This is a genomic window from Kineosporia babensis (genome assembly GCF_021129305.1).
Lineage (GTDB): Bacteria > Actinomycetota > Actinomycetes > Actinomycetales > Kineosporiaceae > Kineosporia > Kineosporia babensis.
The window spans coordinates 83,727-108,006 of sequence record NZ_JAJOMB010000005.1 but is presented as its reverse complement, the minus strand read 5'-3'; the positions used below and the strand labels follow the sequence as shown (position 1 = coordinate 108,006).

Annotated in this window: 22 protein-coding genes; 12 read left to right on the top strand and 10 right to left on the bottom strand. The window is 71.2% G+C overall.

The genetic code is table 11. The features are described 5' to 3' along the window. From LR394_RS11475 to LR394_RS11455, 5 genes are all read left to right on the top strand, one after another. Nucleotides 1-1,209, top strand: a complete 1,209-nt coding sequence (locus tag LR394_RS11475) for an ArsA family ATPase (RefSeq protein WP_231440798.1) — start codon at nucleotides 1-3, stop codon at nucleotides 1,207-1,209. Continuing rightward, on the top strand, nucleotides 1,209-1,559 hold the full coding sequence (locus LR394_RS11470; RefSeq protein WP_231440796.1) for a hypothetical protein: 351 nt from the start codon (nucleotides 1,209-1,211) through the stop codon (nucleotides 1,557-1,559). Before LR394_RS11475 ends, LR394_RS11470 begins: the two co-directional genes overlap by 1 nt. Before the next feature lie 91 nt (nucleotides 1,560-1,650). Next, nucleotides 1,651-2,598 carry an ROK family glucokinase gene (locus tag LR394_RS11465; protein ID WP_231440795.1) on the top strand — a complete coding sequence of 316 codons (948 nt, stop codon included), beginning with the start codon at nucleotides 1,651-1,653 and terminating at the stop codon, nucleotides 2,596-2,598. Then, a complete protein-coding gene (locus LR394_RS11460) occupies nucleotides 2,595-3,578 on the top strand; it encodes an ROK family glucokinase (protein WP_231440793.1) in 984 nt (327 codons plus the stop codon). Before LR394_RS11465 ends, LR394_RS11460 begins: the two co-directional genes overlap by 4 nt. Nucleotide 3,579: 1 nt before the next feature. Then, entirely contained in the window at nucleotides 3,580-4,269 is a 690-nt protein-coding gene (locus LR394_RS11455) for an endonuclease/exonuclease/phosphatase family protein (protein ID WP_231440791.1), read from the top strand. Here the strand turns inward: LR394_RS11455 and LR394_RS11450 are convergent. Next, nucleotides 4,266-4,895 carry a hypothetical protein gene (locus tag LR394_RS11450; protein ID WP_231440789.1) on the bottom strand — a complete coding sequence of 210 codons (630 nt, stop codon included), beginning with the start codon at nucleotides 4,893-4,895 and terminating at the stop codon, nucleotides 4,266-4,268. The genes LR394_RS11455 and LR394_RS11450 overlap by 4 nt on opposite strands. Next, on the bottom strand, nucleotides 4,892-5,674 hold the full coding sequence (locus LR394_RS11445; protein ID WP_231440787.1) for an alpha/beta hydrolase: 783 nt from the start codon (nucleotides 5,672-5,674) through the stop codon (nucleotides 4,892-4,894). The genes LR394_RS11450 and LR394_RS11445 overlap by 4 nt, the downstream gene beginning before the upstream one ends. A 308-nt stretch (nucleotides 5,675-5,982) precedes the next feature. Here LR394_RS11445 and LR394_RS11440 point away from each other — a divergent pair, with 308 nt between their 5' ends. The 3 genes from LR394_RS11440 to LR394_RS11430 all read left to right on the top strand — a co-directional run bounded on the left by LR394_RS11440 (nucleotide 5,983) and on the right by LR394_RS11430 (nucleotide 9,414). Then, the gene (locus tag LR394_RS11440) at nucleotides 5,983-6,843 is read left to right on the top strand and encodes a lysophospholipid acyltransferase family protein (protein WP_231440785.1); all 861 of its coding nucleotides are present in this window, start codon (nucleotides 5,983-5,985) and stop codon (nucleotides 6,841-6,843) included. A gap of 145 nt (nucleotides 6,844-6,988) precedes the next feature. Continuing rightward, nucleotides 6,989-8,356, top strand: coding sequence for a class II 3-deoxy-7-phosphoheptulonate synthase (locus tag LR394_RS11435; protein WP_407937033.1), 1,368 nt, complete (start codon nucleotides 6,989-6,991; stop codon nucleotides 8,354-8,356). Next, nucleotides 8,353-9,414 carry a threonine aldolase family protein gene (locus tag LR394_RS11430; RefSeq protein ID WP_231440781.1) on the top strand — a complete coding sequence of 354 codons (1,062 nt, stop codon included), beginning with the start codon at nucleotides 8,353-8,355 and terminating at the stop codon, nucleotides 9,412-9,414. Before LR394_RS11435 ends, LR394_RS11430 begins: the two co-directional genes overlap by 4 nt. A 401-nt stretch (nucleotides 9,415-9,815) precedes the next feature. On the opposite strand, the gene LR394_RS11425 is transcribed toward LR394_RS11430, so the two are convergent. From LR394_RS11425 to LR394_RS11415, 3 genes are all read right to left on the bottom strand, one after another. Continuing rightward, entirely contained in the window at nucleotides 9,816-10,325 is a 510-nt protein-coding gene (locus LR394_RS11425) for a GNAT family N-acetyltransferase (protein ID WP_231440779.1), read from the bottom strand. Between the two features lie 5 nt (nucleotides 10,326-10,330). Next, entirely contained in the window at nucleotides 10,331-12,544 is a 2,214-nt protein-coding gene (locus LR394_RS11420) for a Stk1 family PASTA domain-containing Ser/Thr kinase (protein ID WP_231441361.1), read from the bottom strand. A 104-nt stretch (nucleotides 12,545-12,648) separates the two neighbouring features. Then, nucleotides 12,649-13,863 carry a LysM peptidoglycan-binding domain-containing protein gene (locus LR394_RS11415; RefSeq protein ID WP_231440777.1) on the bottom strand — a complete coding sequence of 405 codons (1,215 nt, stop codon included), beginning with the start codon at nucleotides 13,861-13,863 and terminating at the stop codon, nucleotides 12,649-12,651. 261 nt (nucleotides 13,864-14,124) lie between these two features. On the opposite strand from LR394_RS11415, the gene LR394_RS42875 reads away from it, so the two are divergent. Further along, nucleotides 14,125-14,439, top strand: coding sequence for an Rv2175c family DNA-binding protein (locus tag LR394_RS42875; protein ID WP_407937032.1), 315 nt, complete (start codon nucleotides 14,125-14,127; stop codon nucleotides 14,437-14,439). On the opposite strand, the gene LR394_RS11405 is transcribed toward LR394_RS42875, so the two are convergent. The 5 genes from LR394_RS11405 to LR394_RS11385 form a co-directional block, all read right to left on the bottom strand. After that, a complete protein-coding gene (locus tag LR394_RS11405; RefSeq protein WP_231440773.1) occupies nucleotides 14,436-15,377 on the bottom strand; it encodes a phytoene/squalene synthase family protein in 942 nt (313 codons plus the stop codon). The genes LR394_RS42875 and LR394_RS11405 overlap by 4 nt on opposite strands. Nucleotides 15,378-15,440: 63 nt before the next feature. Next, nucleotides 15,441-17,021, bottom strand: a complete 1,581-nt coding sequence (locus tag LR394_RS11400) for a polysaccharide pyruvyl transferase family protein (protein ID WP_231440771.1) — start codon at nucleotides 17,019-17,021, stop codon at nucleotides 15,441-15,443. Continuing rightward, nucleotides 17,018-18,481, bottom strand: coding sequence for a hypothetical protein (locus LR394_RS11395; RefSeq protein ID WP_231440769.1), 1,464 nt, complete (start codon nucleotides 18,479-18,481; stop codon nucleotides 17,018-17,020). The genes LR394_RS11400 and LR394_RS11395 overlap by 4 nt, the downstream gene beginning before the upstream one ends. Before the next feature lie 164 nt (nucleotides 18,482-18,645). Further along, nucleotides 18,646-20,217, bottom strand: coding sequence for a phytoene desaturase family protein (gene crtI, locus LR394_RS11390; protein ID WP_231440767.1), 1,572 nt, complete (start codon nucleotides 20,215-20,217; stop codon nucleotides 18,646-18,648). 5 nt (nucleotides 20,218-20,222) lie between these two features. After that, nucleotides 20,223-21,344, bottom strand: coding sequence for a polyprenyl synthetase family protein (locus LR394_RS11385; RefSeq protein WP_231440765.1), 1,122 nt, complete (start codon nucleotides 21,342-21,344; stop codon nucleotides 20,223-20,225). A gap of 255 nt (nucleotides 21,345-21,599) precedes the next feature. Between LR394_RS11385 and metF the strand changes: the two genes are divergently transcribed. The 3 genes from metF (at nucleotide 21,600) to LR394_RS11370 (ending at nucleotide 24,236) form a co-directional block, all read left to right on the top strand. Next, nucleotides 21,600-22,505, top strand: coding sequence for a methylenetetrahydrofolate reductase [NAD(P)H] (metF, locus tag LR394_RS11380; RefSeq protein ID WP_231440763.1), 906 nt, complete (start codon nucleotides 21,600-21,602; stop codon nucleotides 22,503-22,505). 125 nt (nucleotides 22,506-22,630) lie between these two features. Next, complete coding sequence (locus LR394_RS11375; protein ID WP_231440761.1) at nucleotides 22,631-23,272, top strand: CDP-alcohol phosphatidyltransferase family protein; 642 nt, start codon at nucleotides 22,631-22,633, stop codon at nucleotides 23,270-23,272. A 91-nt stretch (nucleotides 23,273-23,363) separates the two neighbouring features. After that, a complete protein-coding gene (locus LR394_RS11370) occupies nucleotides 23,364-24,236 on the top strand; it encodes an RpnC/YadD family protein (protein WP_231440759.1) in 873 nt (290 codons plus the stop codon). The last annotated feature ends 44 nt before the right edge of the window (nucleotides 24,237-24,280 follow it).

Genomic DNA, 24,280 nt, shown 5'->3' with positions numbered 1-24,280 from the left:
ATGCCCCGGCTCGTGCTGCTCACCGGCAAGGGCGGGGTGGGCAAGACCACCACGGCGGCCGCGACGGCGCTGCATGCAGCCGGGCAGGGGCGCAAAGTCCTTGTCGTTTCGGTGGATCCGGCGCACTCGCTGGGCGATGTGCTGGGTGTCTCGTTGGGGCCGGAGCCGGTCGAGGTGGGCGCCGGGCTCTGGGCGCTGCAGGCGGATCCGGCACTGACCGTGGCCCGGGCCTGGGCTCCGGTGCGTGAGCTGGCTCAGGACGCGCTGGAAGAGCTGGGCGTGGATCCGCTGGCGGCGGAGGATCTGACCGGGCTGCCAGGGCTGGACGATGTGTTCGCGTTGCTCTGTGTTCGCGACCAGGTGCGGGACGGGCCCTGGGATCTCGTGGTGGTGGACTGTTCGCCGTCGGCCCAGGCTTTTCGGCTCCTGTCGGCTCCGGATGTGCTGGGTCGGTTGCTGGAGCGCCTGTTGCCGATGGAGCGTCGGATCGGGCGTTTGCTGGACGAGGGGCGCGCGGCAGATCCCCTGGTGGCGGCGGTTGACCGGCTGAGCTCGGAATTGGCCACGGTGGGCACAATGTTGGCTGATCCTCTGGCTTCGGTACGGCTGGTGCTGACGCCGGAGGCGGCGGTGCTGGCGGGGACGCGGCGGCTCTACACGGCGCTGACCATGGGTGGGTTTGCGGTGGACGCGGTGGTGGTCAATCGGGTCATGCCAACTGTCGGGGCTCAATGGGAGACGTTTGTGCGCGAGCCAGCCACAACGTCTGCCATTGATTGGTTGCGTGAGCGAGAACGCTCGCAGGGGGCAGCGCTGGCCGAGATTGCCGAGTCATTCGCGCCGACGCCCGTCCTGCAGGCCGTTGACGTGGCGGGCGAACCGCGCGGGGTAGAACGACTGAGCGATCTGGGAGCGGAGATCTACGGCACGGATGTCGTCGAACCTCCCGCCGAAGTTCCGGCTTTCGAGGTCGAGCACACCGCTGGCAGCTTCACACTGCGCCTACGGATGCCGTTCGCCCAGCGCTCCGGACTGGATCTGGGCCGGCGAGGAGATGATCTGGTGGTGACCGTGGATGGCTACCGCCGGGTGATCTCGCTCCCCAGCGTCCTACGCCGCTGCGAGGTTTCCGGCGCCCGACTGCGCGACGGCGTCCTGGCTGTGGAATTCATGCCTGACCCCGCCGAGTTCCCCTCCCGGTGGCTCTGATGGAACACCACCGTCATCTCGACCCCGCGGCGCTCGCTGCCGGGTTGCCGAAGGAATGGGCCGAAGACGCTCGTCTTGCTTTGACCGCGCTGCAAGAAGCGCTCACCGCCGAGGAAGACGGTTCCTCCTGTCCGGTCTGCGTGGGCGTAGCGGCCGTCTGTGACCATGGGCCGGTCTTGCTCGACCGGGTCGCCGAAATGGCCTCCGGGCTGGCTCGGACGCTCCGGGAAATGGCGCCCGAGAACCAGGACGAGTCGGATGTCTCTGGGATTGAGGACCATAGCCGGGGTACCGCGCCGACCCGTCGCCCGCCGCCGCCCACTACGGTTCCGATCAACGTCTCGGACTGAAGCGCTCCCGGCCGGCCCGGAAGGCGCTCGACGGACGTAGCACTGACGAACGTCCCAACCAGGGACACAGAGGGGTAAGGGGATCCGCGCAGTGGAACTCACCATCGGGGTAGACGTTGGCGGCACCAAGATCGCCGCTGGTGTGGTTGACGCCGAAGGGCGGATTCTCGAGCGCCTGCGCGTGCCGACTCCCGAGACCGTCGACCAGATCGACGGGAGCATCGCCGAGGCCGTCGAGAAGCTGCTCAGCGCCCACACCGGCCAGATCTCGGCGGTAGGCGTGGCAGCTGCGGGGTTCGTCAACGAGCACCGCACCACCGTGCGCTTCGCCCCGAACATCGCCTGGCGCGAGCACCCCCTGGCCGATGCCGTAGGTAAGCGCGTCCAGCTGCCGGTGATCGTCGAGAACGACGCCAACGCCGCTGCCTGGGCCGAATACCGGTTCGGCGCCGGACAGGACGTCTCCGACGCCGTCACGGTCACCGTCGGCACCGGGGTAGGCGGCGGCATCGTCTTGGACGGGCAGCTGTTGCGGGGGGCCTTCGGCATCGCCGCGGAGATCGGCCACCTGAGGGTTGTGCCCAAGGGCCGTCCCTGCGGCTGCGGCCAGCTCGGCTGCTGGGAGCAGTACGCCTCCGGCCGTGCTCTGGTCCGCTCTGCCCGCGACCTGGCGATCAGCGACCCGGAGGCCGCCGAGCCGCTGCTGCAGGCCGCCGGGGGCAAGGTCGACCGACTGGTCGGCAGCATGATCACTGAGGTCGCGCTGGCCGGAGACCCCGCCGCGGTAGGCCTGTTCGCCGAACTCGGCCGCTGGCTCGGTGAGGGCGTGGCGTCGCTGGCCAACCTGCTCGACCCGGCCGTCGTGGTGATCGGCGGGGGTGTGGCCGACGCCGGTGACCTGCTGCTGCAGCCCGCGCGCGAGGCCTTCGCCAGCCATCTCTCCGGTGGGGCCAACCGCCCGCACCTGGAACTGCGCCTGGCCCAGATGGGCAACGACGCGGGCATCATCGGCGCCGCGGACCTGGCCCGGACGCGATGACCGCTTCCGGCCCTTCCGGCCTGGCCATCGGTGTGGACATCGGTGGCACCAAGGTCGCGGCCGGGGTGGTGGACCCCAGCGGCGCGGTGATCGCCCGGGCCCGCCGGGCCACCCCGTCGCGGCACGCCTCGGCCCGGGTGGTCGAGGCCACCATCGCCGAGGTGGTGGACGAGCTGCGCCAGGGCCGCGAGATCGTCGGGGTCGGGATCGGCGCGGCCGGTTTCGTCGACGCCGACCGCGCCCGGGTGCTCTTCGCCCCGCACCTGGCCTGGCGTAACGAGCCGCTGCGGGACGGCGTGGCGGCGGCCGTCGGGCTGCCGGTGATCGTCGAGAACGACGCCAACGCGGCGGCCTGGGCGGAGTGGCGGTTCGGGGCCGGGCGGGCCGAGTCACGGCTGGTGATGGTCACGCTCGGGACCGGGATCGGCGGCGGGATCGTCACCGACGGGGTGATCCAGCGCGGCCGCTACGGCATGGCCGGCGAGTTCGGGCACATGGTCGTGGTGCCGGACGGCCGGCGCTGCGAGTGCGGCAACCGGGGCTGCCTGGAGCAGTACGCCTCGGGCAACGTCCTGGGGCGCGAGGCCCGGGAGATGGCGGCGGCCGGTTCACCGGTCACCGTGCCGCTCGTGCAACGGGTCAAAGGCGATCACTCGGCGCTGGTCGGGCCGCTGATCACCGAGGCCGCGATGGACGGGGACCCGGCCGCGGTGGAGCTGTTCCACGAGGTCGGGCACTGGCTCGGGATCGGCCTGGCCAACCTGGCGGCGGCCCTGGACCCCGGGCTGTTCGTGATCGGCGGCGGGGTCTCGGACGCGGGCGATCTGCTGCTCGCCCCGGCCCGCGAGTCGTTCCGGCGCACGCTGACCGGGCGCGGGTTCCGTCCGTTCGCCTCGATCGTCAAGGCCGCCCTGGGGCCGGAGGCCGGTCTGGTCGGGGCGGCCGACCTGGCCCGAAGACAAGCCGCCCAGGAGATCTGAGATGCAGTCCCGGATCAGGGTGCTGAGCTGGAACATCCGGCATCTGCAGGGCGATCCGCTGGCCGTGCACCGGGTGGTCCGGGCGGCCGCGCCGGACGTGTTCTGTCTGCAGGAAGGCCCGCGGGTCCCGGGTTCGCACCGCCAGTTCGAGCGGCTGGCCCGGGCCTGCGGGCTGCACCATCTGGCCGGGGGCCGCTCGGCCGGCAGCAACGCGATGTTCGTTTCCGGGCGGATGCAGACCAAGGACGTGGCCGCGTTCACCTTCCCGCTGGGCCACTGGCGGGACAACCGGCGCGGCGCCGTTCTGGCCACGGTGCAGCCGGTGAGTGGCGGCCCGGCGCTGCGGATCGCCTCGGTGCACCTGCCGCTGGACCAGGCGCAGCGGCTGGCCCACGTGCGCACGCTGAGCCGCCAGCTGGGCGACTTCGGGCTGCCCGCGGTGCTGGCCGGCGATCTGAACGAGGCCCCCGGCGGGGCGTCCTGGCAAGCACTCGAGCCGCTGGTGGCCGACCCCGCTCCCGATGCGCCGGTGACCTTCTCGACGATCAACCCGCGCCGGCGGATCGACGCGATCCTCGTCGGGCGGGGGATCGAGGTGCTGGAATACGGCACCTGGGCACCGAGCCCGGCCGACGCCCGGCTGGCCAGTGACCACCTGCCGGTGGTCGCCGAACTGCGGGTGGTTGGTTAGATCACGGCGCCGTCGTCGTCCTCGTCGTCGCGGTGCTTGGGCATCCGGGCGACCAGGGTGACGAAGCCGCCGGCGAAGGCGGCCAGCGCGATCAGGATGAACAGCTGCGGCGGGCGCCAGATCAGCACCGACATCAGCATGAACAGCGGGCCGCCGATCACCGCGGCCCAGGCCAGCCGGCCGATCAGGTCACCGCGGGGCAGTGGCGGCGGCTCGGGCGGCTCGTACCCCTGCGGCTCGGGCTCAGCGGTGGGGGAGTAGTCCCGCGGGCCGGCGCTGCGCAGTTCCTCGGGCAGGTCGTCCGGGTCGTACTCGTCCAGCGGGCCCCGCGCCCCCGCGCCGCTGGGTACCGGCTCGTCACCGGCGAACTCCCAGTCGTTGCCCCACTCCGAGCCGCGCATCCGGCCCGGAGAAGGGGCGGCGTCCGGATCCTCGTCCTCGTAGTGCCGGCGGGCCTCGGCCGCCTCTTCCGGGGTGGGCCAGGCCGCGGCCGGCTCGTCACCCCAGTTGGCCACGATCGCCGCGAAGGTGGCGTCGATGTCCAGCCGGTCCGGCTCGTCTGGCTTGCCCTTGTGCTCGGCGTCGGTGTCGGGGTCCCGGTCCGGCGGGTCGCCTGCCGTCGTCATCGTGTTCTCCCGGCCGTGCCGACCGCCGGGGGCGCACCGGCCAGGTCGGTGAGGAAGCCCAGACTGCGCCGCAGGATCGCGCCGGCGTCGTTGTCGATCGTCGCCACGTGATAACTGTCTCGCAGGATCACCTCGTCGGCGCGGGAAGAGGTCACCCGGTCGAGGATGAGAGCACTGCTGCTGGCCGGCACGACGTGGTCCTCGGTTGAGCGGAAGAGCAGCACGGGCTGGCTCACCGCGGGCAGGTCCGCGACCACCGTGCGGTAGCCACGCAGCATCGAGTGTAAGGCGTGGGACGGGATCCGGTGATAGGCATCCTCGCTCACGCCGGGCCGTTTCACGTCGTTGCCGACCGGCGGTAGCCAGGGCACGACCCAGCGCAGCACCGGCAGCGCGAACAGGCCCCGGGCCTCCACCCGGACCGCCGGGTTGACGAGAATCACTCCGTCCACCCCGGACGGGTGTTTCTGGGCCAGGGCAAGGGCCAGGGCGCCGCCCATCGAGAGCCCGGCGACGACCACTACCCGGCACCGGGCGCGCAGTTCCCGGTAGGCGCCCTCGGCCTCGGCCAGCCAGTCCAGCCAGCCGGTGCGGGCCAGGTCGCGCACCGCGGTGCCGTGTCCGGGCAGCCGGGGCAGGCGCACCGTGAAACCCGCTGTGGCCAGGCCTTCGGCCCAGCTCCGCAGGCTGCTCGGGTTGCCGGTGAAGCCGTGCAGGAGCAGGACCCCGACGTCGTCGCCGTCCCGGGCGAAGGGCTCGGCTCCCGGGCGGACGGTCACGGCGGCTCCTGGTCCTCGGCGGCCAGCGGTGGGACTCCAGCGCCATCGTTACACGCCGCCGGGCAGTTATCGAGCGGAACTTCCGAATCCGGTCCAGGACGCACGCGACCGTTCACGTCAAGTCCGGCACGCCCACCGACTCCTCGGCGGTTCGCGGTCGTTTGCGGATGAACCGGACGCCCGGATGGTGCATCTTGGCGGTCGGGCCGCCGACAATGGATAGTGTGCGCGTCGGCCGCGCGGTGTTGGTGGCGGCCTCACAATCATTTCTGTTGCGCACCTGTGCGCGCGCGGTCAAGGAGGTGTCGATGCTCTACTGGCTGCTGCGGCGCATTCTGCTCGGACCACTCATCCGAGTGCTGTACAAGCCGTGGGTGAAAGGCCTGGAGAACATCCCGACGAAGGGCCCGGCCATCCTGGCCAGCAATCACCTGTCGTTCTCGGACCACTTCTTCCTACCGCTGCACGTGGACCGGAAGATCACCTTCCTGGCGAAGGCCGAGTACTTCAACGGCCGCGGGATCAAGGGCTGGCTGACCGCCTCGTTCTTCCGTGGCGTCGGGCAGATCCCGATCGAGCGCTCCGGCGGCCGGGCGTCCGAGGCGGCACTGCGGACCGGCATGAAGGTGCTGGACAAGGGTGAGCTGCTGGGCATCTACCCGGAGGGCACCCGCTCGCCGGACGGCCGGCTCTACCGCGGCCGCACCGGGGTGGCCCGGATGGCGCTGGAGTCCGGGATCCCGGTCATCCCGGTCGCGATGATCTCCACCTTCGAGGTGCAGCCGCCCGGCCGGCTGATCCCCCGCCTGCTGCCCAAGGGCCAGGTCGGCGTGGTGATCGGCGAGCCGCTGGACTTCTCCCGCTACGAGGGGATGAGCACCGACCGGTTCGTGCTGCGCTCGGTCACCGACGAGATCATGTACCAGCTCATGGTGCTGTCCAACCAGGAGTACGTGGACATCTACGCGGCCACCATGAAGGAGCGCCTGGCCTCGGCCCGGCGCAGCGGTGCGGAGACCGGGCTGCCGTCCGGGCACGCCGAGCTGTCGGTGACGCCCGGTGGGCACGCCGCCACCCCGTCGCCGGCCGGTGAGTCCGACGCGGTCAGCCCGGCCGAGGCGGACCCGGACAAGGGCAAGAAGAAAGCAGAGGACGGGGACGCGGCCTGAGTCGCCTCCTTCGGGCCCGGTACGTGGTTGCGTACCGGGCCCGCGCTTTGTCTGCCGGTCCGCGCGATCCGGCGGAAAGGGCTTGCGCAGTGCCCGTACTCTTGTCGTCGTGAGCGCCCCACTGCATCCCATCACCAGTGCCGATCTGTACCCGACGAGCACTCCGGACACGGCTGCCGCTGCTCTCGAGGCCGGTCTCGACCTGTGGCGGGACAAGCCCGCCGCGCAGCAGCCGGAGTGGCCGGACAAGGCCCAGCTGGAGGCCGTGGTGACCGAGCTCGCCTCGGTACCGCCGCTGGTCTTTGCGGGGGAGTGCGACCTGCTGCGCGGTCAGCTGGCCGCCGCCGCGCGGGGTGAGGCGTTTCTGCTCCAGGGCGGTGACTGCGCCGAGACCTTCGCCGAGGCCACGGCCGACCGGATCCGCAACAAGATCAAGACGATGCTGCAGATGGCCGTCGTCCTGACCTACGGCGCGAGCATGCCGGTGATCAAGCTGGGCCGGATGGCCGGGCAGTACTCCAAGCCGCGCAGCAGCACCACCGAGACCCGGCAGGGCGTCACGCTGCCCGCCTACCGGGGCGACGCGATCAACGGCTTCCCGTTCGACGAGGCCTCGCGCGTGCCCGACCCGCAGCGGCTGCTGAAGGCGTACCACACCTCCAGTTCCACCCTGAACCTGATCCGGGCGTTCACCAAGGGCGGCTTCGCCGACCTGCGCCAGGTGCACGAGTGGAACCGGGGCTTCGTGGCCAGCCCGGCCAACGCCCGCTACGAGGCGATCGCCCGGGACATCGACCGGGCGATGAAGTTCATGATCGCGGCCGGCGGCGACTCCGACGCGCTGCGCACCGTCGACTTCTGGTCCAGCCACGAGGGTCTGCTGCTGGACTACGAGCGCGCCCTGACCCGGATCGACTCGCGCACCGGCTCGCCGTACAACGTCTCCGGCCACTTCATCTGGATCGGTGAGCGCACCCGTCAGCTCGACGGCGCGCACGTCGACCTGATGTCCCGGGTGCGCAACCCGATCGGCGTCAAGATCGGTCCCAAGACCACCCCGGACGACCTGATGGCACTGGTCGACAAGCTCGACCCGGAGCGCGAGCCGGGCCGGCTGACCCTGGTCAGCCGGATGGGCGCGGGCAAGATCCGGGAGAACCTGCCCGCCCTGGCCGAGACCACGAAGCGGGAGGGCCTGCCGGCCCTGTGGATCTGCGACCCGATGCACGGCAACACCTTCGAGTCCGCGTCCGGCTACAAGACCCGCCGGTTCGACGACGTGATGGACGAGGTGCGCGGCTTCTTCGAGGTGCACAACGCGGTCGGGACCATCCCCGGTGGCCTGCACGTCGAGCTGACCGGTGACGACGTCACCGAGTGCCTGGGCGGCGCCGAGCACATCGACGACGCCGACCTGGCCACCCGCTACGAGACGCTGTGCGACCCGCGGCTGAACCACCAGCAGTCGCTGGAGATGGCCTACCTCGTCACCGAGATGCTGACCGGCCGATGAGCCCGGCCGGTTCCCCGGTGGTGGACCTGCGCAGCGACACGCTGACCAGGCCCACCCCGGGCATGCTGGAGGCGATGGTCACCGCCGAGGTCGGCGACGACGTCTACGGCGAGGACCCGGAGATCAACGCCCTCGAGGCCGAGGTCGCGGCGCTGTTCGGGCACGAGGCGGCGCTGTTCTGCCCGACCGGCTCGATGTCGAACGTGCTCGGGGTGCGCTCGCTGGTGCCGGCCGGCCAGGAGATCATCTGCGACTCCCTGGCCCACATCGTGCGCGCCGAGCTGGGTTCGCATGCGATGGTCGGTCAGGTCACCACCCGGACCTGGTCGTCCGAGCGCGGTGCCGTCGAGGCCGACGCGGCGCTGGCGATGGCGGTACCCGACGCCGGGCCGTACTTCGTCTCCACCGCGGCGATCGCGATCGAGGACACGCACAACTTCGGCGGCGGCACGGTGCAGGCGCCGGACGAGCTGCGCCGGTTGCGCGCCGGGGCTCAGGCCCTGGGGCTGTCGGTGCACCTGGACGGCGCCCGGTTGTGGAACGCGCACGTCGTCACCGGGGTCTCGTTCCAGGAGTACGGCTCGTTCGCGGACACGATCTCGGTCTGCCTGTCCAAGGGGCTGGGCGCGCCGGTCGGCTCGGTGCTGGTCAGCAGCGCCGAACGGATCGCCGAGGCCCGGATCTGGCGTAAGCGGCTGGGCGGCGGCATGCGCCAGGCCGGGGTGCTGGCCGCGGCCGGACGCTACGCGCTCAAGCACAACATCGAGCGCCTGGCCACCGACCACCAGCACGCCCAGTCGATCGCGGTGGCCCTCGCCGGGGTGGACTCCTCAATCGTCGAGCCCGAGCTGGTGCAGACCAACATCGTGGCCACCACCTGGCCCTCCGCCGCGGCGGCGAAAGCCTTCATCGCCGGGTGCACGGCGGCCGGGATCCGAGTTGGGGCGGTCGGCTCACGCGTGGTCCGGCTGGTGACCCATCTGGACATCGACGAGGCCTTGGCGGGGCGAGCGGTCGACGAATTGCCGGTCATCGCCAAGCAGGCCCTCACCGCCTGACGCTCTGCTCACTGCGCCGTGCCCCTCGTGGGGTGCGGCGCAGTTCTGCGTTTGGCCCGGGTCTGGCGGGCATCCTGCGGCGGCTGTCGATGCTCGGTGCGCGCGGCTGTTGGCACTGCCCATGTTCGAGCATGCCCGCTGGGAAGCCAGTTGGATGTTGCGGTGCAGCTGAATGTTGCAGTGCGCGGCTGGATGTCGCACCTGGCGGCGCTTGGTCGCAGTTGAAAGCTTTCGAAGGGCTGATTTTTGCGACTTCGGGCCGCGAGTTGCGACTTCGGGCCGCGAGGTGCGACATCCAGCCGCGAGGTGCGACATGGGCCGCGAGGTGCGGCAAGGCAGACTTGGGCGGGCCAGGCGGGCCAGGCGGGGAGCGTGGGCCAGGTGGGGAGCGCGGAGCGTGGTCAGTCGTGGCGCAGGCGGCTGTACTGGACCAGGTCGTGCCACTCGCCGCTGCGGAACTGGGCGCCGCGCAGGATGCCCTCACGGGTGAAGCCGGCCTTCTCCAGCGCCCGCTGGGCCGGCCGGTTCGTCACGTCGGTGCTCGCCTCGATCCGGTTGACCGTGGTGTGCCCGAAGAGCCAGGCGCAGGCCAGGCGGGGCGCGGCCGATCCGACCCCCTTTCCACGGGCCGCCGGGGCCAGGGCGATCCCCAGATTCAGGGCCTGACTGCCGCGGTTCGGGCCGTAGTGCACCGGATGCCAGCCGATCGTGCCCACCGGCTCGGCCTCTAGGCAGACCATCAGCAGTCCGTCGTCCTCACTGAGCAGTCCGTTGACCTCCCAGCGCTCGCGGTAGGAGTTCTGCCGCCGGATCATCGGCAGGAAGTCGCCGTAGACCGACTCGTGCTCCGGGTCGTTGCGCCAGCGGCCGAGGAGATCAAGGTCCTGCGCGCCGACGGCGCGCAGGCTCACGTCCTCTACCAAATCTTGATCACGATCTCGGTGCCGAGGTCGACCAGGCCGGAGTTCGGGGACTGCTCCTGCACGTGGTCGGCGAAGGGGTTGTAGCGCTCCTCCTTCACCCGCAGACCCAGACCCTCGAGCGTGGCCCGGGCCTGATCCTTGTGCTGGCCCTGGACGTTCGGCACCTCGACCTGCGGCGGCTGCTTGACCACGTACAGCTTCACCGTGCTGCCCTTGGCCACCTGCTGGCCGGTCGCCGCCGGATCCTGCGCGGTGACCGTGCCCGGAGCCGGTCCACCCTGCTGGTATTCCTGCTCCTCGACCTCCACGGTCAGCCCGCGGCTCTCGATCAGCGGCCGGGCCTGGTCGATGTGCTGGCCCACCACGTTGTCCAGCTGCACCGGCTCGATGCCCTTGCTGATCACCAGCTTGACCTCGCGGCCGGGGGAGACCTCGTTCTCGGCCTTGGGGGCGGTGGAGATGATCTTGCCCTCTTCCACATCGGCGCTGAACTTCTCCGACGTCTCGCCCACCTCCAGCCCGGCCGCCTCGAGCTCGGCGGTGGCCTCCTCGAGCGTCTTGCCCTTCAGCGCCGGCACCGCCACCATCTCGGGGCCCTTGCTGACGATCAGGGTGACCGTCCCGTCCTTCTTGACGTCGTCCCCGCCGGCCGGGTTGGAGCCCATCACCGTGCCGTTGGCGACGTCGGCGCTGAACTGCTCCTCCACCTTGCCCTCGAGGCCCTGCAGGGCGACCACACGCTGGGCGTCGGCCACGGGCATACCGGTGACCGAGGGGGTGCGGATGTACGAGCCCGGACCGCCGGTGAACCACCAGATGCCGGTGAAGACCACCGCCAGCACCAGCAGCACGGCGATCAGCGCGGTGATCGCGGTCCGGCGGCCGTTGCTGAAGAAGCCCGGCGGCGGCTCCTCCTCGTCGTGCACCCGCAGACGCGGGACCATCGACTCCTTGCTGGCCAGCCGGCCTTCCCGCCGCGACATGGCGCGGGTGGGCTGCGGACCGGTGGCCGGAGCCGGGGCCGGGCCGGGCTGGTACAGCGCCGTGGCCTGCTGATCCGTCGCCGGCGGGAAGAAGGCGGTGGCCTGCTCGTCCGTGACCGGCTGGTAGAGAGCGGTGGCCTGGTCGTCGCTGTGGTTCGGGTGCGACAGGGCCAGACCGGCGCTGTTCGGGGTGACGATCCGGGTGGGCCCGGCCGGGCTCAGGTCGGGCATGTCGGCCCGGGAGTAGACCGCGGTGGCGTTGATCGCCGCGGCGGGGGCGACCGCGCCCATCTCCTGCGTGCTGTCACCCATCGCCAGGGTCTGGGCGCTGCGCAGGTCGTCGGCGTCGGCGGCACGCTCGTCGAGCAGGTGCGCGGGCACCGAGGCCCGGGCCATCCGCACCTCGGTCAGGGCGGCGTCGCAGGTGGGCGGCCGGTTGTCCGGGTTCGGGTCGGTCAGCCGCCGGACCAGCGCGTCGAACGCGTCGGTGAGGTTGGGCGCGATCGAGCTGGGGGTGGGGACCCGTTCGTAAACATGCCGGTAGGCGACCTGCACCGGGTCCTCGCCGGTGTAGGGCTGACGGCCGGTGAGCAGCTCGAACAGGATGATGCCGGCCGCGTACACGTCGGCCCGGGCGTCGGCGTGCCCGTTGGCCACCAGCTCCGGGGGCAGGTAGGCGACGGTGCCGAGCAGTTCGTCGGTGGCGGCGCTGGCGATCGGCGCGGTGACCGCGGCGGCCAGGCCGAAGTCGGCGACCTTGATCCGGCCGTCGTCGGTGAGGATGACGTTCTCGGGCTTGACGTCGCGGTGCACGAAACCGGCCCGGTGAGCGGCGCCCAGCCCGCTGAGCACCGGCTCCAGCACCGAGACGCTCTCGCGCGGGGTGAGCGCACCGCGCTGCGACAGCACGTCGCGCAGCGTGCGCCCCGGCAGGTACTCCATGGCCAGGTACAGCACCCCGGACGTCTCGTCGGTGCCCTGGTCGAACACGCCGACCACGTTGGGGTGCGAGAGCTTCGCCGCCGACCGCGCCTCACGCACGAACCGGGAGACGAACTCGGGGTCGTCGGCCAGGTTGTCGTGCATGACCTTGAGAGCGACTTCCCGGTCGAGTCGCCGGTCAACCGCGAGGTAGACCGTTGCCATTCCACCGCGAGCGATCCGGGACCGGACCAGGTACCGCCCGTCGACCAGCCGGCCGACCAGTGGATCCTGGAGAGTCATGTCCACGATCGGCAGTCTAAGGCCGACCGAGAGGGCTCAGTCCACATACCGGGCGAACCTCAGGTCACAGGTGTATCGCAGACTGCCGGCGGCAGAATCTGTCATCAGCGGAAACGCAGTTTGAGCGTGCGGACGGTGGCCACGTAGCGCCGGGTGTCGGGAAAGGTGCCGTGCCGGCGCACCGAGGCCAGGCCCTGGTAGTAGCCGGCCAGGGCGGTCTGCTCGTCGGTGCGGTGCCCCAGCGCCAGCAACAGCACCACGCCCGCGGTGATGTTGTCCTTGGTGTCGAGCAGGTCCAGCGGGCGCCCGAGCAGCTCCCCGGCCCAGGCCCCGGCCGAGGGCAGCAGCTGCATCACGCCGATCGCGTTGGCCGGGGAGACCAGACGCTGGTCGAATCCGGACTCCATCGAGGCCACCGCCACCGCGAGGGCCGGATCCAGGCCGAAGTGCACGGCGGTTGCCCGGACCAGCCCTCGTACGGTGGCCCGATCGGGCACATCGGCGCGTTTGAGCGCATCCCGGTTGGTCACCGCGGCCCGGGTGACGGCGGCCGGATAGGAGCGGCGCGGCAGGTCGCCGGCCGGAATCACCTCGCCGCGGCGGGTTCTGCGCCGACGGGCGGCCTGTTCGCGGGTGGTGTCCGGCGACTCGAGCCGTCTTCGCCGGGCGGAGGGGGAGTCGGGCGCGAGCGCCGGCAGGCGGATCAGTTGCCCGGCCTTCAGGGTGGCCCCGGGGCGCATGCCGTTTGCGGCCAGTACCGCGCGCCCTGAACAGCCGGCCACCCGTGCCACGCTCTCCAGGTCATCCCCGGTCTTGACCCGGTAGGACAGTACGGGTGCACCGCTGGTGTCCACCGGGTGCAGCCCGGTCGCGGCTGCGCGCCTGCGGGCCAGGCTGCTCTCGTCCGGATCGGCGGCCACCAGCGCATCGAAGAGGACGCGCAGGCCAGCGGTGCGCAGAGCCGCAGTGGGCGCAAGCGGCGCAGCGGCCAGATGCGGAATGGAGTCCGGTGTGGTGCCGGGGCGGCCAAGCAGCACCAGGGGAGGCGTGGGTTGCGCCGGAGGCTGACCGACGATCGACGTCAGCCGGGTGCGACGCAGCAGCAACTGAATCCCCGGGCCCGGGCGCTGGGCGCGATGCCGGGCGGCGGCCGGGAGGACAACCGGTGGCGTCGCAGGGGCGACGCGCGAGACGTCCTCTGGTGTGAAAGCTCTTGAGACCGACGACGGGATCACCCCGGGGGCGCGCTCAGGAACCTGGGGCGAGGGTCGGGGCGCAGCGGCGGGGACGCCGAGAAAAGCTGCGTTGGGGTCGGTCATGAGCCGGGGCGTCCTCTCGGGTGTTGTCCTGCCCGGTGCTACGTCTGCTGCGTCCTCTGCGCTGGAACGGGCGGTGAAGCCGGTCCACCAGGGCACATTGTGCAACAGAGGGTAGGTGATTGGCGACGACCGGTGACATGGGCATGTCTTCGCCTGCCTCGAGGGCACCGGACGTGGCACTCTGGCCCGGTGTCAGACACACCCCAGGAAAACAACGACGTACTCAGCCACGGCCCCGAAGGCGAACGGGTCTGGCTTCCGCTGCCCGACGTGGCCGAACTGATCGGCACGGACTTCGGCAAGGTCCGCCGCATGCTGCAGGAGCGGGTCCTGATCGGGATGCGCCGCGGGGAGCGCAAGATCATGTGCGTGCCCGAGGAACTGATCAAGGACGGGGCCCCGCTGCCCGACCTGCAGGGCACACTGGTCGTGCTGGCCGACTCCGGCTACTCCGACGAAGAGGCGCTGCGCTGGCTCTTCACCGAGGACGACTACCCCGGCACTCCGGTCGACGCGCTGCGCTCCGGCCACCGCAAGACCGAGGTGCGGCGCCGGGCGCAGGCTCTCGCCTTCTAGACCCGCTCGGGGTCCTCCACCGGCAGCGCCACCTGCTGGTCCGCCTTCCGGGCCTTCTTGGCCCGGCGGGCGGCCGGCAGCGCCACCGAGAGCCGGCGCGGCAGCGACACCGAGGCCCGCCGGGTGAGCACCTGGTAGTCGATCTGCTCGACCGCGTCCAGGATCTCGCCGTACAGGGTGAACGCGGTGCGCATGCAGTCCTGCGAGGTCGGGTGCAGCATCGCGATCCCCGGCTCGGCGAAGGCGTAAAGCCGCCGGGTGCGCTCGATCTCGAACTTCAGCAGCTCGCGGATCATCGGCGTGACCACCCGGGCGTTCAGCGCCTCACGGGTCACCCCGAAGCTGTCCAGGTCCTCCTGCGGCAGGTAGACCCGGCCGCGCTGCAGGTCCTCACCCACGTCGCGGATGAAGTTCGACATCTGGAAGGCCTCACCCAGGGCCCGGGCCCGGGCGGTGGCCTCCGGGGTCTGCGGCTCCAGGATCGGCAGCATCTGCAGGCCGATCACCGCCGCCGACCCGTACATGTACTGCTCCAGGTCGGCGTACGTCTGGTAGCCGGTGATCGTGGCGTCCATCTGCATGGACTCCAGGAACGCCTCGATGTGGGTGCGCGGGATCGACCAGCGCCGCACGGTGTGCAGGGTGGCCACCGCGGCCGGGTCCTGCGGCACCGGGCCCCCGGACAGCGCCTCCAGGAACTCGTTGCCCCAGGCCTGCAGCGCGGCCGGGTCGGGCGCGGTCAGCGAGTCCACGAACTCGTCGGCGGAGCGGGCGAAGGCGTACAGCGCCCAGACGTACGGCCGCTTGGCCGGGGGCAGCAGCATCGACGCCAAGTAGTACGTCTTGCCGTGCTCGGCGTTCACCTTGCGGCACGCCTCGTAGGCCGCGCGCAGCTTCTGGTCGCCGATCTTCGCGGCATCCAGCGCCTGTTCGGTCATCCGTGGCATCCGTACCTCACCTGCCTCATCATTCCCCCGTGATCACTGTGGAGACTAACCGCCTCAGCCCCGCGGCACGACCCGCAACGGCTCGGGCAAGGAGGCGAGATTCTCCAGGGTGACCTGGAAGAGCCGCTGCTGCAGGCCGTCGATGTCGGCCACCACGGCGGCCCGGTCGTCCAGGATCTCGCCGGTCACCTCGCCCAGCCGGGCGGCCAGGTCGGGCTCGTCGACCGCGACCCCCCACTGCGGCCGCTCGATGTCGGCCAGGAAGTAGGTGAGCTTGGGGTGCGAGACCAGGCTGACGATCGGGGTGCCGCAGCCGAACGGGATCATCCCGGCGTGCCCCCGCATCCCGACCACCAGGGACGCCCGGCGGTAGGTGCTGTGGATCTGGGCCACCGTCATGTCGTACATCGGGATCACCGGCAGGCTCAGCCCGTGCTCGCGGCGCAGATCCACCACGAAGTTCTCGTCGTCCACGCAGTGCGCCGCGTACTGCACCTCGGCCCCGCGCCTGCGGGTGACCAGGATCCAGTCGCGCAGCCCGGTCAGGAACCGGCCGTAGCCGTCCCCGAAGCGCCGGTCGGAACGGTCGTAGGCGCAGTTCAGCAGGACCGGCCCGAACTCGCCCAGATCGCCGGGAATCTCCCAGGCCGGCCCGCCGAGCCGGGAGATCACCGTGGTCGGGCAGGGCTGCCAGCTGACCTTCTCGGCCAGTTCGGCGGGCAGCATCTCGCGCACCCGCTCGATCGAGCCGGAGTTGCGCAGCCCGACGAACGAGGCCTTCTCGACCAGGGTCCGCAGCGCCCCGGAGAACCGGTCGCCGTGGAAACCCTGACCCTGGAACGTGTTGTAGCCGACCGCCCAGACCACCAGCGGCACCCGGATCCGGCGCAGCATCTCGTCCGGCACGTTCCACTGCCAGCCCGAGTTACCGTTCGGTGCGGTGTCCGGCAGGAACAGGCCACCGCCGCCGAGCACCAGCCCGTCGCCGGCGTTCACCTCGGCCAGCCGCTGCTCGTCGAACAGCTGGTGCACGTGCACGTCCCACCAGCGCGGGAACGACTGCGGCTTCTTCAGCGCGCTCTTGGACAGCCCGGTGCGGGGTCTCGGTTCGTACTCCAGGTCGAAGCCCCGCCGCACCGAGTCGACCAGGCCCAGGTCACCGGCGTTGCCGTGCGGGTCGGCGTGAAAGGCCGCGTGCGCCACCATCCCGCTGGTGTCACCCAGCGCGTTGGCCGCCGTCTCGGCCCTTTCGTTGCGGCGCAGCTGGATCCGGTTGCCCCGGCTGGACGGGTCGAGAGCCAGGCCCTCCAGCGCGTAGTCCCGCCCGCGCACGTGGTCGTGCCGGACCCAGGCGATCTCGGAGAGCTTGGCCAGCGCGTTCGGGGCCTGCCCGGGGTCGATCGCGGCCAGCAGCAGGTGCGCGTTCGCCGCCTGGTAGTCCGAGACCGCGGCCAGGCAGAGACCGGCCTCCAGATGCAGCTGGGCCGGGACCTCGGCCGGCAGTTCGGCCCGCACCAGGTCGGCGGCCTCGGCGAACCGGCCCGCCTTGCGCAGCCGGCTCAGCCGGGTCCCCAGCGGGACCTCTTCCTCCACGGTGACCGGCTGCTCCAGGTCCTCGGCGGCGGGGGTGCTCATCGGACTCCGATCGCGTGCTCGTCGAGCCGTTCCAGTCGGGGGTTCAGCCAGGACCTCTCGGCGGCGCCGAAGTCCTCCTCGGGATGGAAACCGACCAGGTCGACGCGCTCGCACACGGCCAGCAGGTCGAGCAGCCGGATCAGCTGGTACGCGTCGCTGACCTCGTCCGTCGCCGGTTCCGAGGGATCGGCGTCGGCGATCAGGGCGGCGGTCTCACCGGGCTGGGGCGCGGCCGCCACCGGGTGCCGCAAGGGCCGGCGCAGCACCTTCTCGGCCACCGCGTGCTGCTTGCCGGGGACCAGGCGGGTGCGCAGCCCGGTGACCCAGTCACGCGGGTCGTCGGCCAGGATCAGCCGCAGCCAGGCCTGGACGTCCCAGCCGTCGATCGCGTCGTGCTGGATGACCTGCAGGTCGGTCCGGCTGCCGGCGTCGGCCGGGACGTTGCCCGAGGGCCCGAAGCGGACCACCACGTCGTACTCGTCCACCCGCTCGCCCAGGCCGGCGTCCAGCAGCCGGTGCCGCAACGGGGTGACCAGGCAGACCTTGCTGCCGGCGAGGCGCTGGCGCAGGTCGTTCAGCCGCAGCACGAGGAGTTCGCGAGCGTTGTCCTCGGTCAGCGGGGCAGGCTTCAGCCGGGCGTGACGCCGCCAGCGCACCGCCCCGTGCAGGACGTCCTGCAGATCCGGCCGGGCCAGCTCGGCCACCGGCAGCGCGGCCAGGGCCACGGCCAGCTTGGCCACCGCATCGTCCAGAACCCGCCGCGGGGTGGGCTGTTCGAGCATCTGCAGGGCCAGCGCGCCCTCGGCCGGCAGCGGGGCCCTGGCCTTGGTCGCGGTCCGGAGCGCGATGGCCAGCCGCAGCCGCCGGTCGTCGCGCTCGGTCAGCGCCTGGACCCGCTCGATCACGCCGAGCCGGTTGTTGTGGGTGATGTTCAGGTAGGACTGGTGGGCGTGGATCGCGGTGGGCAGATCACCGGTGTTCTCGGCCGCCAGGGCCCGCTGCCGCCAGGACGCGCGCGAGCCCGGCCGGGAGGCCAGGATCACCCCGGTGATCGCCACGCTCAGCCCGGGGGCCTTCGCCTTGGCCGCCTCCCCGCAGCTCAGCAGCTGCTCGACCATGCCGGGCAGCGCATCGGCCCAGGCCCGTTCGCCGGAGACGATCGCGGCCGAGCCGGGGCCGTTCATCACGGTCTGCACCTGCGCGGCGATCTGGTCGAGCTGCTCGCGCACCTCGGCCGGCAGGTCCGGCCAGGCGCCGGACTCGGTCCAGGCCGCCACCGCGGCCAGGAACGGGGCGTTCAGCTGCTCGGCGACGTGTTCCTGCAGCGCCCTGATCTCCGCCTGTTCGCGGGCGATCCGGGCGGCCTCGAGCTGGGCGGCCCGGCGTTCGGCCTGGGCCTCGGCCCGGGCCTGGCCGATCGCACGGGGCGTGAGGCTCTCGAGCTTGCCGAGGAGGTTCATCGGCGACCTCCGGAACGGGTCTGGAAGGGGCAGGCAGGCGGGCGCACACGCTGAGCGTACCGGTGTGGCCGAGTGGCTACGTGCGGTAGTACTTTTGGACGAGGGGACGCCCGCCGGCCGGCTTGGTCCCGATATCGGGACCAGGACTTCAACGTGCTGAGCCTTCAGCGCCAGGCCCGGGACGCGTACACCGGGTCCGGCCCGGTGATCCGCTCGGCCGCCAGCCGCCCGGAGACCAGAACCATCGGCACCCCGACGCCGGGCTGCGTCCCCGATCCGGTGAACACCACGTTCTCGCCCCACAGGTTGCCCGGCCGGAACGGGCCGGTCTGGAAGAACGAGTGGGCCGCCGCGAAAGGTGCCCCCCGTTCCATCCCGCGCTCGGCCCACTCGAGGGGAGTGGTGACGTCCTCAACCTCGATCGCGTCGCCGAAACCCGGGTAACCACGCGCGTCCAGCATCGACAGCACGTGCTCGCGGTACACCGGCCCGACCCGCTTCCAGTCGATCGGGGCGTCCAGGTTCGGGGTCGGGAACAACACGTAGTGGATGTGCCGGTTCGCCGGGGCGAGCCGGGCGTCCGAGATCGTCGGGTTGCTGACCAGGAACGACGGGTCGCTCATCAGCCGGCCCGAGGTCAGTTCCTCGAACGTGCCCTTCCAGGAGCCGCCGAAGTGCACGTTGTGGTGTGCTGCCCCCGCCCAGTTCTGCCGGGTGCCGGCCAGCATCAGGTAGCAGGAGGGGGAGTACTTCAGCCTGCGCACCCGCAGCGGGGTCTTGCCCAGCAGGTCACGGTAGGCCACCGGCAGGTCGGGGTTGAGCACCACGACGTCGGCGGGAATGCGCTCGCCCCCGGCGGTGATCACGGCGACCGCCCGGCCGCCCTTGTGCTCGACCTTGGTGACCTCGGTGCCGTACCGGAACTCGACCCCGTGCTTCTGAGCGGCGGCGGCCATCGCGTTGGGCACCGCGGCCATACCCCCGGCTGTGGTGAATACCCCGGCCACCGAGTCCATGTAGGCGATCACCGAGTACAGCGCCATTGCGTCGTACGGGGAGAGCCCGGCGTACAGCGCCTGGAACGAGTAGATCCGCTGGGTGCGGTCGTCCTTCAGGTACTGGGCCACCTTCGGCGCCATCCGGCGGAACCCGCCGATCGCGGCCAGCTTGGCCAGGTTCACGGTGAGCAGGTCCAGCGGGGAGTCGATGTTGCGGTCGATGAAGTCCCGCATCTCGTACTTGTACAGCCGGGAGACGAACTGCACGTAGCGCTGGAAGCCGGCCGCCTCGTCCGGGCCGATCTTGGTCTCGATCTCGTCGGTCATCCGGGCGACGTCGGCGTGCACGTCGATCGTGGTGCCGTCGGCGAAGCTGGTCCGGTACAGCGGGTCGATCGGGCGCAGGTTGAGCCAGTCGGCCATGTCCTCGCCGAGCGCGTCGAAACAGTCCGCGATCAGGTCGGGCATGGTCAGCACGGTCGGGCCCGGGTCGAACCGGTACTCGCCGTTGCCGCCGGGGGCGGGGATCGAGCGCACCGCGGCCCGGCCCCCGGGCACCAGATCACGTTCCAGGACGATCACCTGACGCCCGGAGCGGGCCAGGCGCATCGCCGCGGACAGCCCGGCCAGGCCGGCCCCGACGATGACCACGGTGTCGGTGGGGCCGGTGACAGTCCGCGGGCTCTTGCGCCCGGCCAGCAGGGCGGCGGGGGCCAGGCGCTGGGAAATTGCAGGCATCCGGTTCACTGCACCCGATCGGTAGCGGCCACCAGCAGTCCGGTGAGCACCTCGCGGGCGGGGCCCTCGGCCAGATCGGCGCCGGCCAGGGCGGCCTCGGCCCGGTCGATCGCCGCGCCGATCATCTTCTCGATCTCGGTGTCCGCGCCGGTGGCGACGATGATCTCGCGCAGCGTCTGCACCCCGTCCTGGTCCAGGTCCGGGTTGCCCAGCAGCCGGTGCACCGTCTCGGCCTGGGCCGGGGTGCTGTGCTGCAGGGTGCGGCCGATCAGCACGGTGCGCTTGCCCTCACGCAGGTCGTCGCCGGCCGGCTTGCCGGTGGTGGCCGGGTCGCCGAACACCCCCAGCACGTCGTCGCGCAGCTGGAAGGCCTCGCCGGTGGCCAGGCCGAACTCGGAGTAGACGGCCAGCAGCTTGTCGTCGGCCCCGGCCGCGCTCGCGCCGATCAGCAGCGGGTGCTCGACCGAGTACTTCGCGCTCTTGAACTTGATCACCCGCAGCGCCCGGTCCACCAGGGCCAGCGGATCGGCCTGGGGGGCGACCTGGCTGAGCACGTCCAGGTACTGCCCGCCGAGCAGTTCGGTGCGCATCCGGTCGAACATCGGCCGGGCCCGGCCCAGCTGCTCGGCGCTCAGGCCGCTGGCCGAGAACAGCTCCTCGGTCCAGACCAGACACAGGTCGCCGGTGAGCACCGCGCCGGCCAGCCCGAACGCCGCCTCGTCGCCCTGCCAGGACTGCTGGGAGTGCAGCGCCTCGAACTGCTTGTGCACCGCGGGCATCCCGCGCCGCAGGTCGGAGGCGTCGATCAGGTCGTCGTGGATCAGCGCGGCGGCCTGGAAGAGCTCCAGCGCGGCGGCGGCGTTGACCGCGGCCTGGCTGTTCTCCCCGCCCGCGCCGCGCCAGCCCCAGTACAGGAAGGCAGGCCGCAGGCGCTTGCCCGCGCTGGTCATCGACGTGATCCGGTCGACTATCTGGACGCACTCGGGGGCGACCTCGGCGAGCGCGGCGGAACGCAGCAGAAGGAACTCCTGCAGGGTCGTGTCGACCCGTTCCCGCAGACTCTCCGCCTGGAGGGGGTGGCGGGGGTGGCCTCGGTCGAGTCCCGTTACCGGGGCGAGCGACGTCATGCTGTCGGGACCTCGTTTCGTTCCTGCTGACGACCCGTCGTCACGGGTTCGCGGGGGCCGGCCGTCCGACGGCCGGGCACCCACCCTCTCAGGTCCGGTGAGCGGTTGCCCGTCGGTAGGGCCGAGCGACCGTGACCGGGGACCGTTTGACACTGGTTCCTCCTGCTTCGCACTGGTGACATGGCCGGGTGTTCCGGTCCGGGTTCGGGGCCGAGGCCACCACGGATTGGTCCGGGTGACCCCTAAACTCTTCGTATGCCTCAGGACCGACCGGCGCTGCACGAGCAGCTGCACGAACTCATCGCGACGAAGCGTCCTTCGATCTCGTTCGAGTTCTTCCCGCCGAAGACCGACGAGGCCGAGGCGATTCTCTGGCAGTCGATCCGCCGCCTCGAGCCGCTGAACCCGACCTTCGTCTCGGTCACCTACGGCGCCGGGGGTTCCAGCCGGGACCGCACCACCCGGGTCACCCAGCGCATCGCGCAGGACACCACGCTGACCCCGATGGCCCACCTGACCTGCGTCGGCGCGAGCACGGCGGAGCTGCGGGCGGTGGTCGCCGACTACGCGGCCGCCGGGGTCAAGAACGTCCTGGTGGTCCGGGGGGATCCGGCGGGCGGGCCGCGGGCGGAGTGGGTGCAGCACCCGGGCGGCCCGCGCTACGCGCTCGAGCTGGTCAAGCTGGTGCGTGAGCTGGGCAACTTCAGTGTCGGGGTGGCTGCCTTCCCCGACATCCACCCGGCCAGCGCCGACCTGGAGGCCGACGCCCGGGTGCTGGCGATGAAGGCCGAGGCGGGCGCGCAGTTCGCGATCACCCAGATGTTCTTCCGGCCGGAGACGTATTTCGAGCTGGTCGAGCGGGCGGCCGCGCTGGGCTGCACGATGCCGATCATTCCGGGGATCATGCCGGTCACGAACGTGCGCCAGGTCGAGCGGATCGCCGAACTGACCGGGGTGGCCCTGCCCGCCGAGGTGGTGCAGCGGTTGCATGCGGTGGCCGACGAGCCGGCGGCGGTGCGGCAGGTGGGCGTGGAGATCGCCACCGAGCTGAGCCAGGAACTGCTCGACGGCGGGGCGCCCGGGCTGCACTTCATCACGATGAACCGCTCCACGGCGACGCTCGAGGTCGCGGATGCCCTGGGGCTCACGGCGCGGGTCTGAGGAGTTCCCACGGGTTTGAAATGGCAGACGTTGTGGTCGGCTTCGGTCTGACCGCGTGGGTTCGTAGGTTCAAATGGCAGACGTCGGTGGTGGGCGTTCGCTGGTGACCGAGGGTTCGGTTCTCGATGAGTGAGCCCAAGGGCGACTTCGACGACTGGTCCGCGCTGCACGGCAACGCCGCTGCGACCGGGCTGGTCGGCGGCTGGCTGCGGTTCGTCTACTTCCTGGCCAAACCCCTGGTCCGGCTGGGCATCCCACCGAACGCCATCACTCTGGGCGGGCTGGCGGTGGGAGTTGCAGCTGTGTGGCCCGCGAGCGCAGGCGCCCGCTGGCCGTTGCTGGCTGCCGCGCTGATCGGCTTGTCGGCGCTGCTCGATGGGCTGGACGGAGCGGTTGCCGTTCTGGCGCAGCGAGTTTCTCGGTTGGGCGGACGTCTGGACCGGGTGTGCGACCGGGTGACGGAAGTATGTTTCGCGGCCTGTCTCTGGCTGGCCGGTGGTTCGCTGCTCTGGTGCCTGGCCGGGGGGATTGCCGGCTTGCTGCACGAGAGCGTCCGGTCGTGGGCGCGGGCTCGGGGGATGACCTCGATCGGGGTTGTCACGGTCTCCGAACGTCCTACTCGGGTGCTCGTTTCGGCGATGTTCGTGCTGTCCGCGGGGGTCTATCCCGAGTCCGCCCCGGATTGGGCGCTCGTGGGCGGCGTGGTGCTGACGGTGACCGGCGCGCTGGGGCTGCTGCAGTTACTGGTGGTCGTCCGGCGTTCTTAGGGCCTGTCCTGGGCCTGTGGATAGTGGGCTTTGCCCACAGGGCCGACCGCTGAGCTGATTCTGCGGGTCCGCTTCGGCCAGTGTCGGTTTCGTGAAGAAGGAACCCGATCGGCCCGGCCCGATCTACGACCGGGTGATGCGTCGCCTCGTCGAAGGTGATCTCCCGGCCTTCTGCGACTGGCTCGAAGTGAAGTGGGACATCGCGCCCAGGGTCCTGCCCGGCACCTTTCCGGCCGAGTCGCTCACCGCCGACCTGATGGCCAGGATCGGGCCGAAACACATGCTGCACGTCGAATACATGCGCCGCCCCACCCCAGACGTGGGCGGCCGGATGGTGGCCTACCGAGCTCAGGTCATGCGTCGGTATCCGGGGACGCAGCTCACCCAGGTCGCGATCGTCCTGGGTGAGGGAAGGCTTCAGTCGCCCGATGACCCGAAGAACGGATTCCAGCTCGGCCTTCGCACGATCTACCTGCGCGAGGCTGACCCGGACCGGCTCATTGCGGTGCCTGACCTCGCACCCCTGGCAGTGCTTGCCCGCGGCAGCGAGGGTGAGCGGAGCCGGCGGTTCGCCGACACGATCGAGCTGATCCGGAAGCAGCCTGAGGAACGGCAGGGCGGTCTCTACGAAGCCGCCGTGACGCTGGCCGGGATTACGCTCAGTCGCACTACCATCGACAACATCGGGAAGGAGCTGGGTGTGAGCATCGACGAGGTCGTGCACTTCTACGAGGGCACCGAGGTCGGCCGGGCGTTGCAGGAGCGGGGGCGCAGCCAGGGCCGTGAGGAGGGGGTGGCGCAGACTCTGATGGTGCTGCTCACCGGCCGCTTCGGGGATCGGCCCGGGCTGGTGGACCTGGCTGAGGAACTGGCCCGGGTGGGTTCGGTCGAGGCGGTGATCCGGGCGATCGGTACGGCCGAGACGCCGGACGATGTTGCTCTGGCGGTTCTGGGCCGGAGGTGATCTGACGTCGGGGGACCACACGGTGATTGAGTCGCCGAAGTTCG

Excerpts from the sequence above, each read along its gene's own strand:
- LR394_RS11475 (WP_231440798.1), top strand. The coding sequence starts at position 1 with ATGCCCCGGCTCGTGCTGCTCACCGGCAAGGGCGGGGTGGGCAAGACC.
- LR394_RS11470 (WP_231440796.1), top strand. The coding sequence starts at position 1,209 with ATGGAACACCACCGTCATCTCGACCCCGCGGCGCTCGCTGCCGGGTTG.
- LR394_RS11460 (WP_231440793.1), top strand. The coding sequence starts at position 2,595 with ATGACCGCTTCCGGCCCTTCCGGCCTGGCCATCGGTGTGGACATCGGT.
- LR394_RS11455 (WP_231440791.1), top strand. The coding sequence starts at position 3,580 with ATGCAGTCCCGGATCAGGGTGCTGAGCTGGAACATCCGGCATCTGCAG.
- LR394_RS11450 (WP_231440789.1), bottom strand. The coding sequence starts at position 4,895 with ATGACGACGGCAGGCGACCCGCCGGACCGGGACCCCGACACCGACGCC.
- LR394_RS11440 (WP_231440785.1), top strand. The coding sequence starts at position 5,983 with ATGCTCTACTGGCTGCTGCGGCGCATTCTGCTCGGACCACTCATCCGA.
- LR394_RS11430 (WP_231440781.1), top strand. The coding sequence starts at position 8,353 with ATGAGCCCGGCCGGTTCCCCGGTGGTGGACCTGCGCAGCGACACGCTG.
- LR394_RS11420 (WP_231441361.1), bottom strand. The coding sequence starts at position 12,544 with ATGACTCTCCAGGATCCACTGGTCGGCCGGCTGGTCGACGGGCGGTAC.
- LR394_RS11415 (WP_231440777.1), bottom strand. The coding sequence starts at position 13,863 with ATGACCGACCCCAACGCAGCTTTTCTCGGCGTCCCCGCCGCTGCGCCC.
- LR394_RS11405 (WP_231440773.1), bottom strand. The coding sequence starts at position 15,377 with ATGACCGAACAGGCGCTGGATGCCGCGAAGATCGGCGACCAGAAGCTG.
- LR394_RS11400 (WP_231440771.1), bottom strand. The coding sequence starts at position 17,021 with ATGAGCACCCCCGCCGCCGAGGACCTGGAGCAGCCGGTCACCGTGGAG.
- LR394_RS11395 (WP_231440769.1), bottom strand. The coding sequence starts at position 18,481 with ATGAACCTCCTCGGCAAGCTCGAGAGCCTCACGCCCCGTGCGATCGGC.
- crtI (WP_231440767.1), bottom strand. The coding sequence starts at position 20,217 with ATGCCTGCAATTTCCCAGCGCCTGGCCCCCGCCGCCCTGCTGGCCGGG.
- LR394_RS11385 (WP_231440765.1), bottom strand. The coding sequence starts at position 21,344 with ATGACGTCGCTCGCCCCGGTAACGGGACTCGACCGAGGCCACCCCCGC.
- metF (WP_231440763.1), top strand. The coding sequence starts at position 21,600 with ATGCCTCAGGACCGACCGGCGCTGCACGAGCAGCTGCACGAACTCATC.
- LR394_RS11375 (WP_231440761.1), top strand. The coding sequence starts at position 22,631 with ATGAGTGAGCCCAAGGGCGACTTCGACGACTGGTCCGCGCTGCACGGC.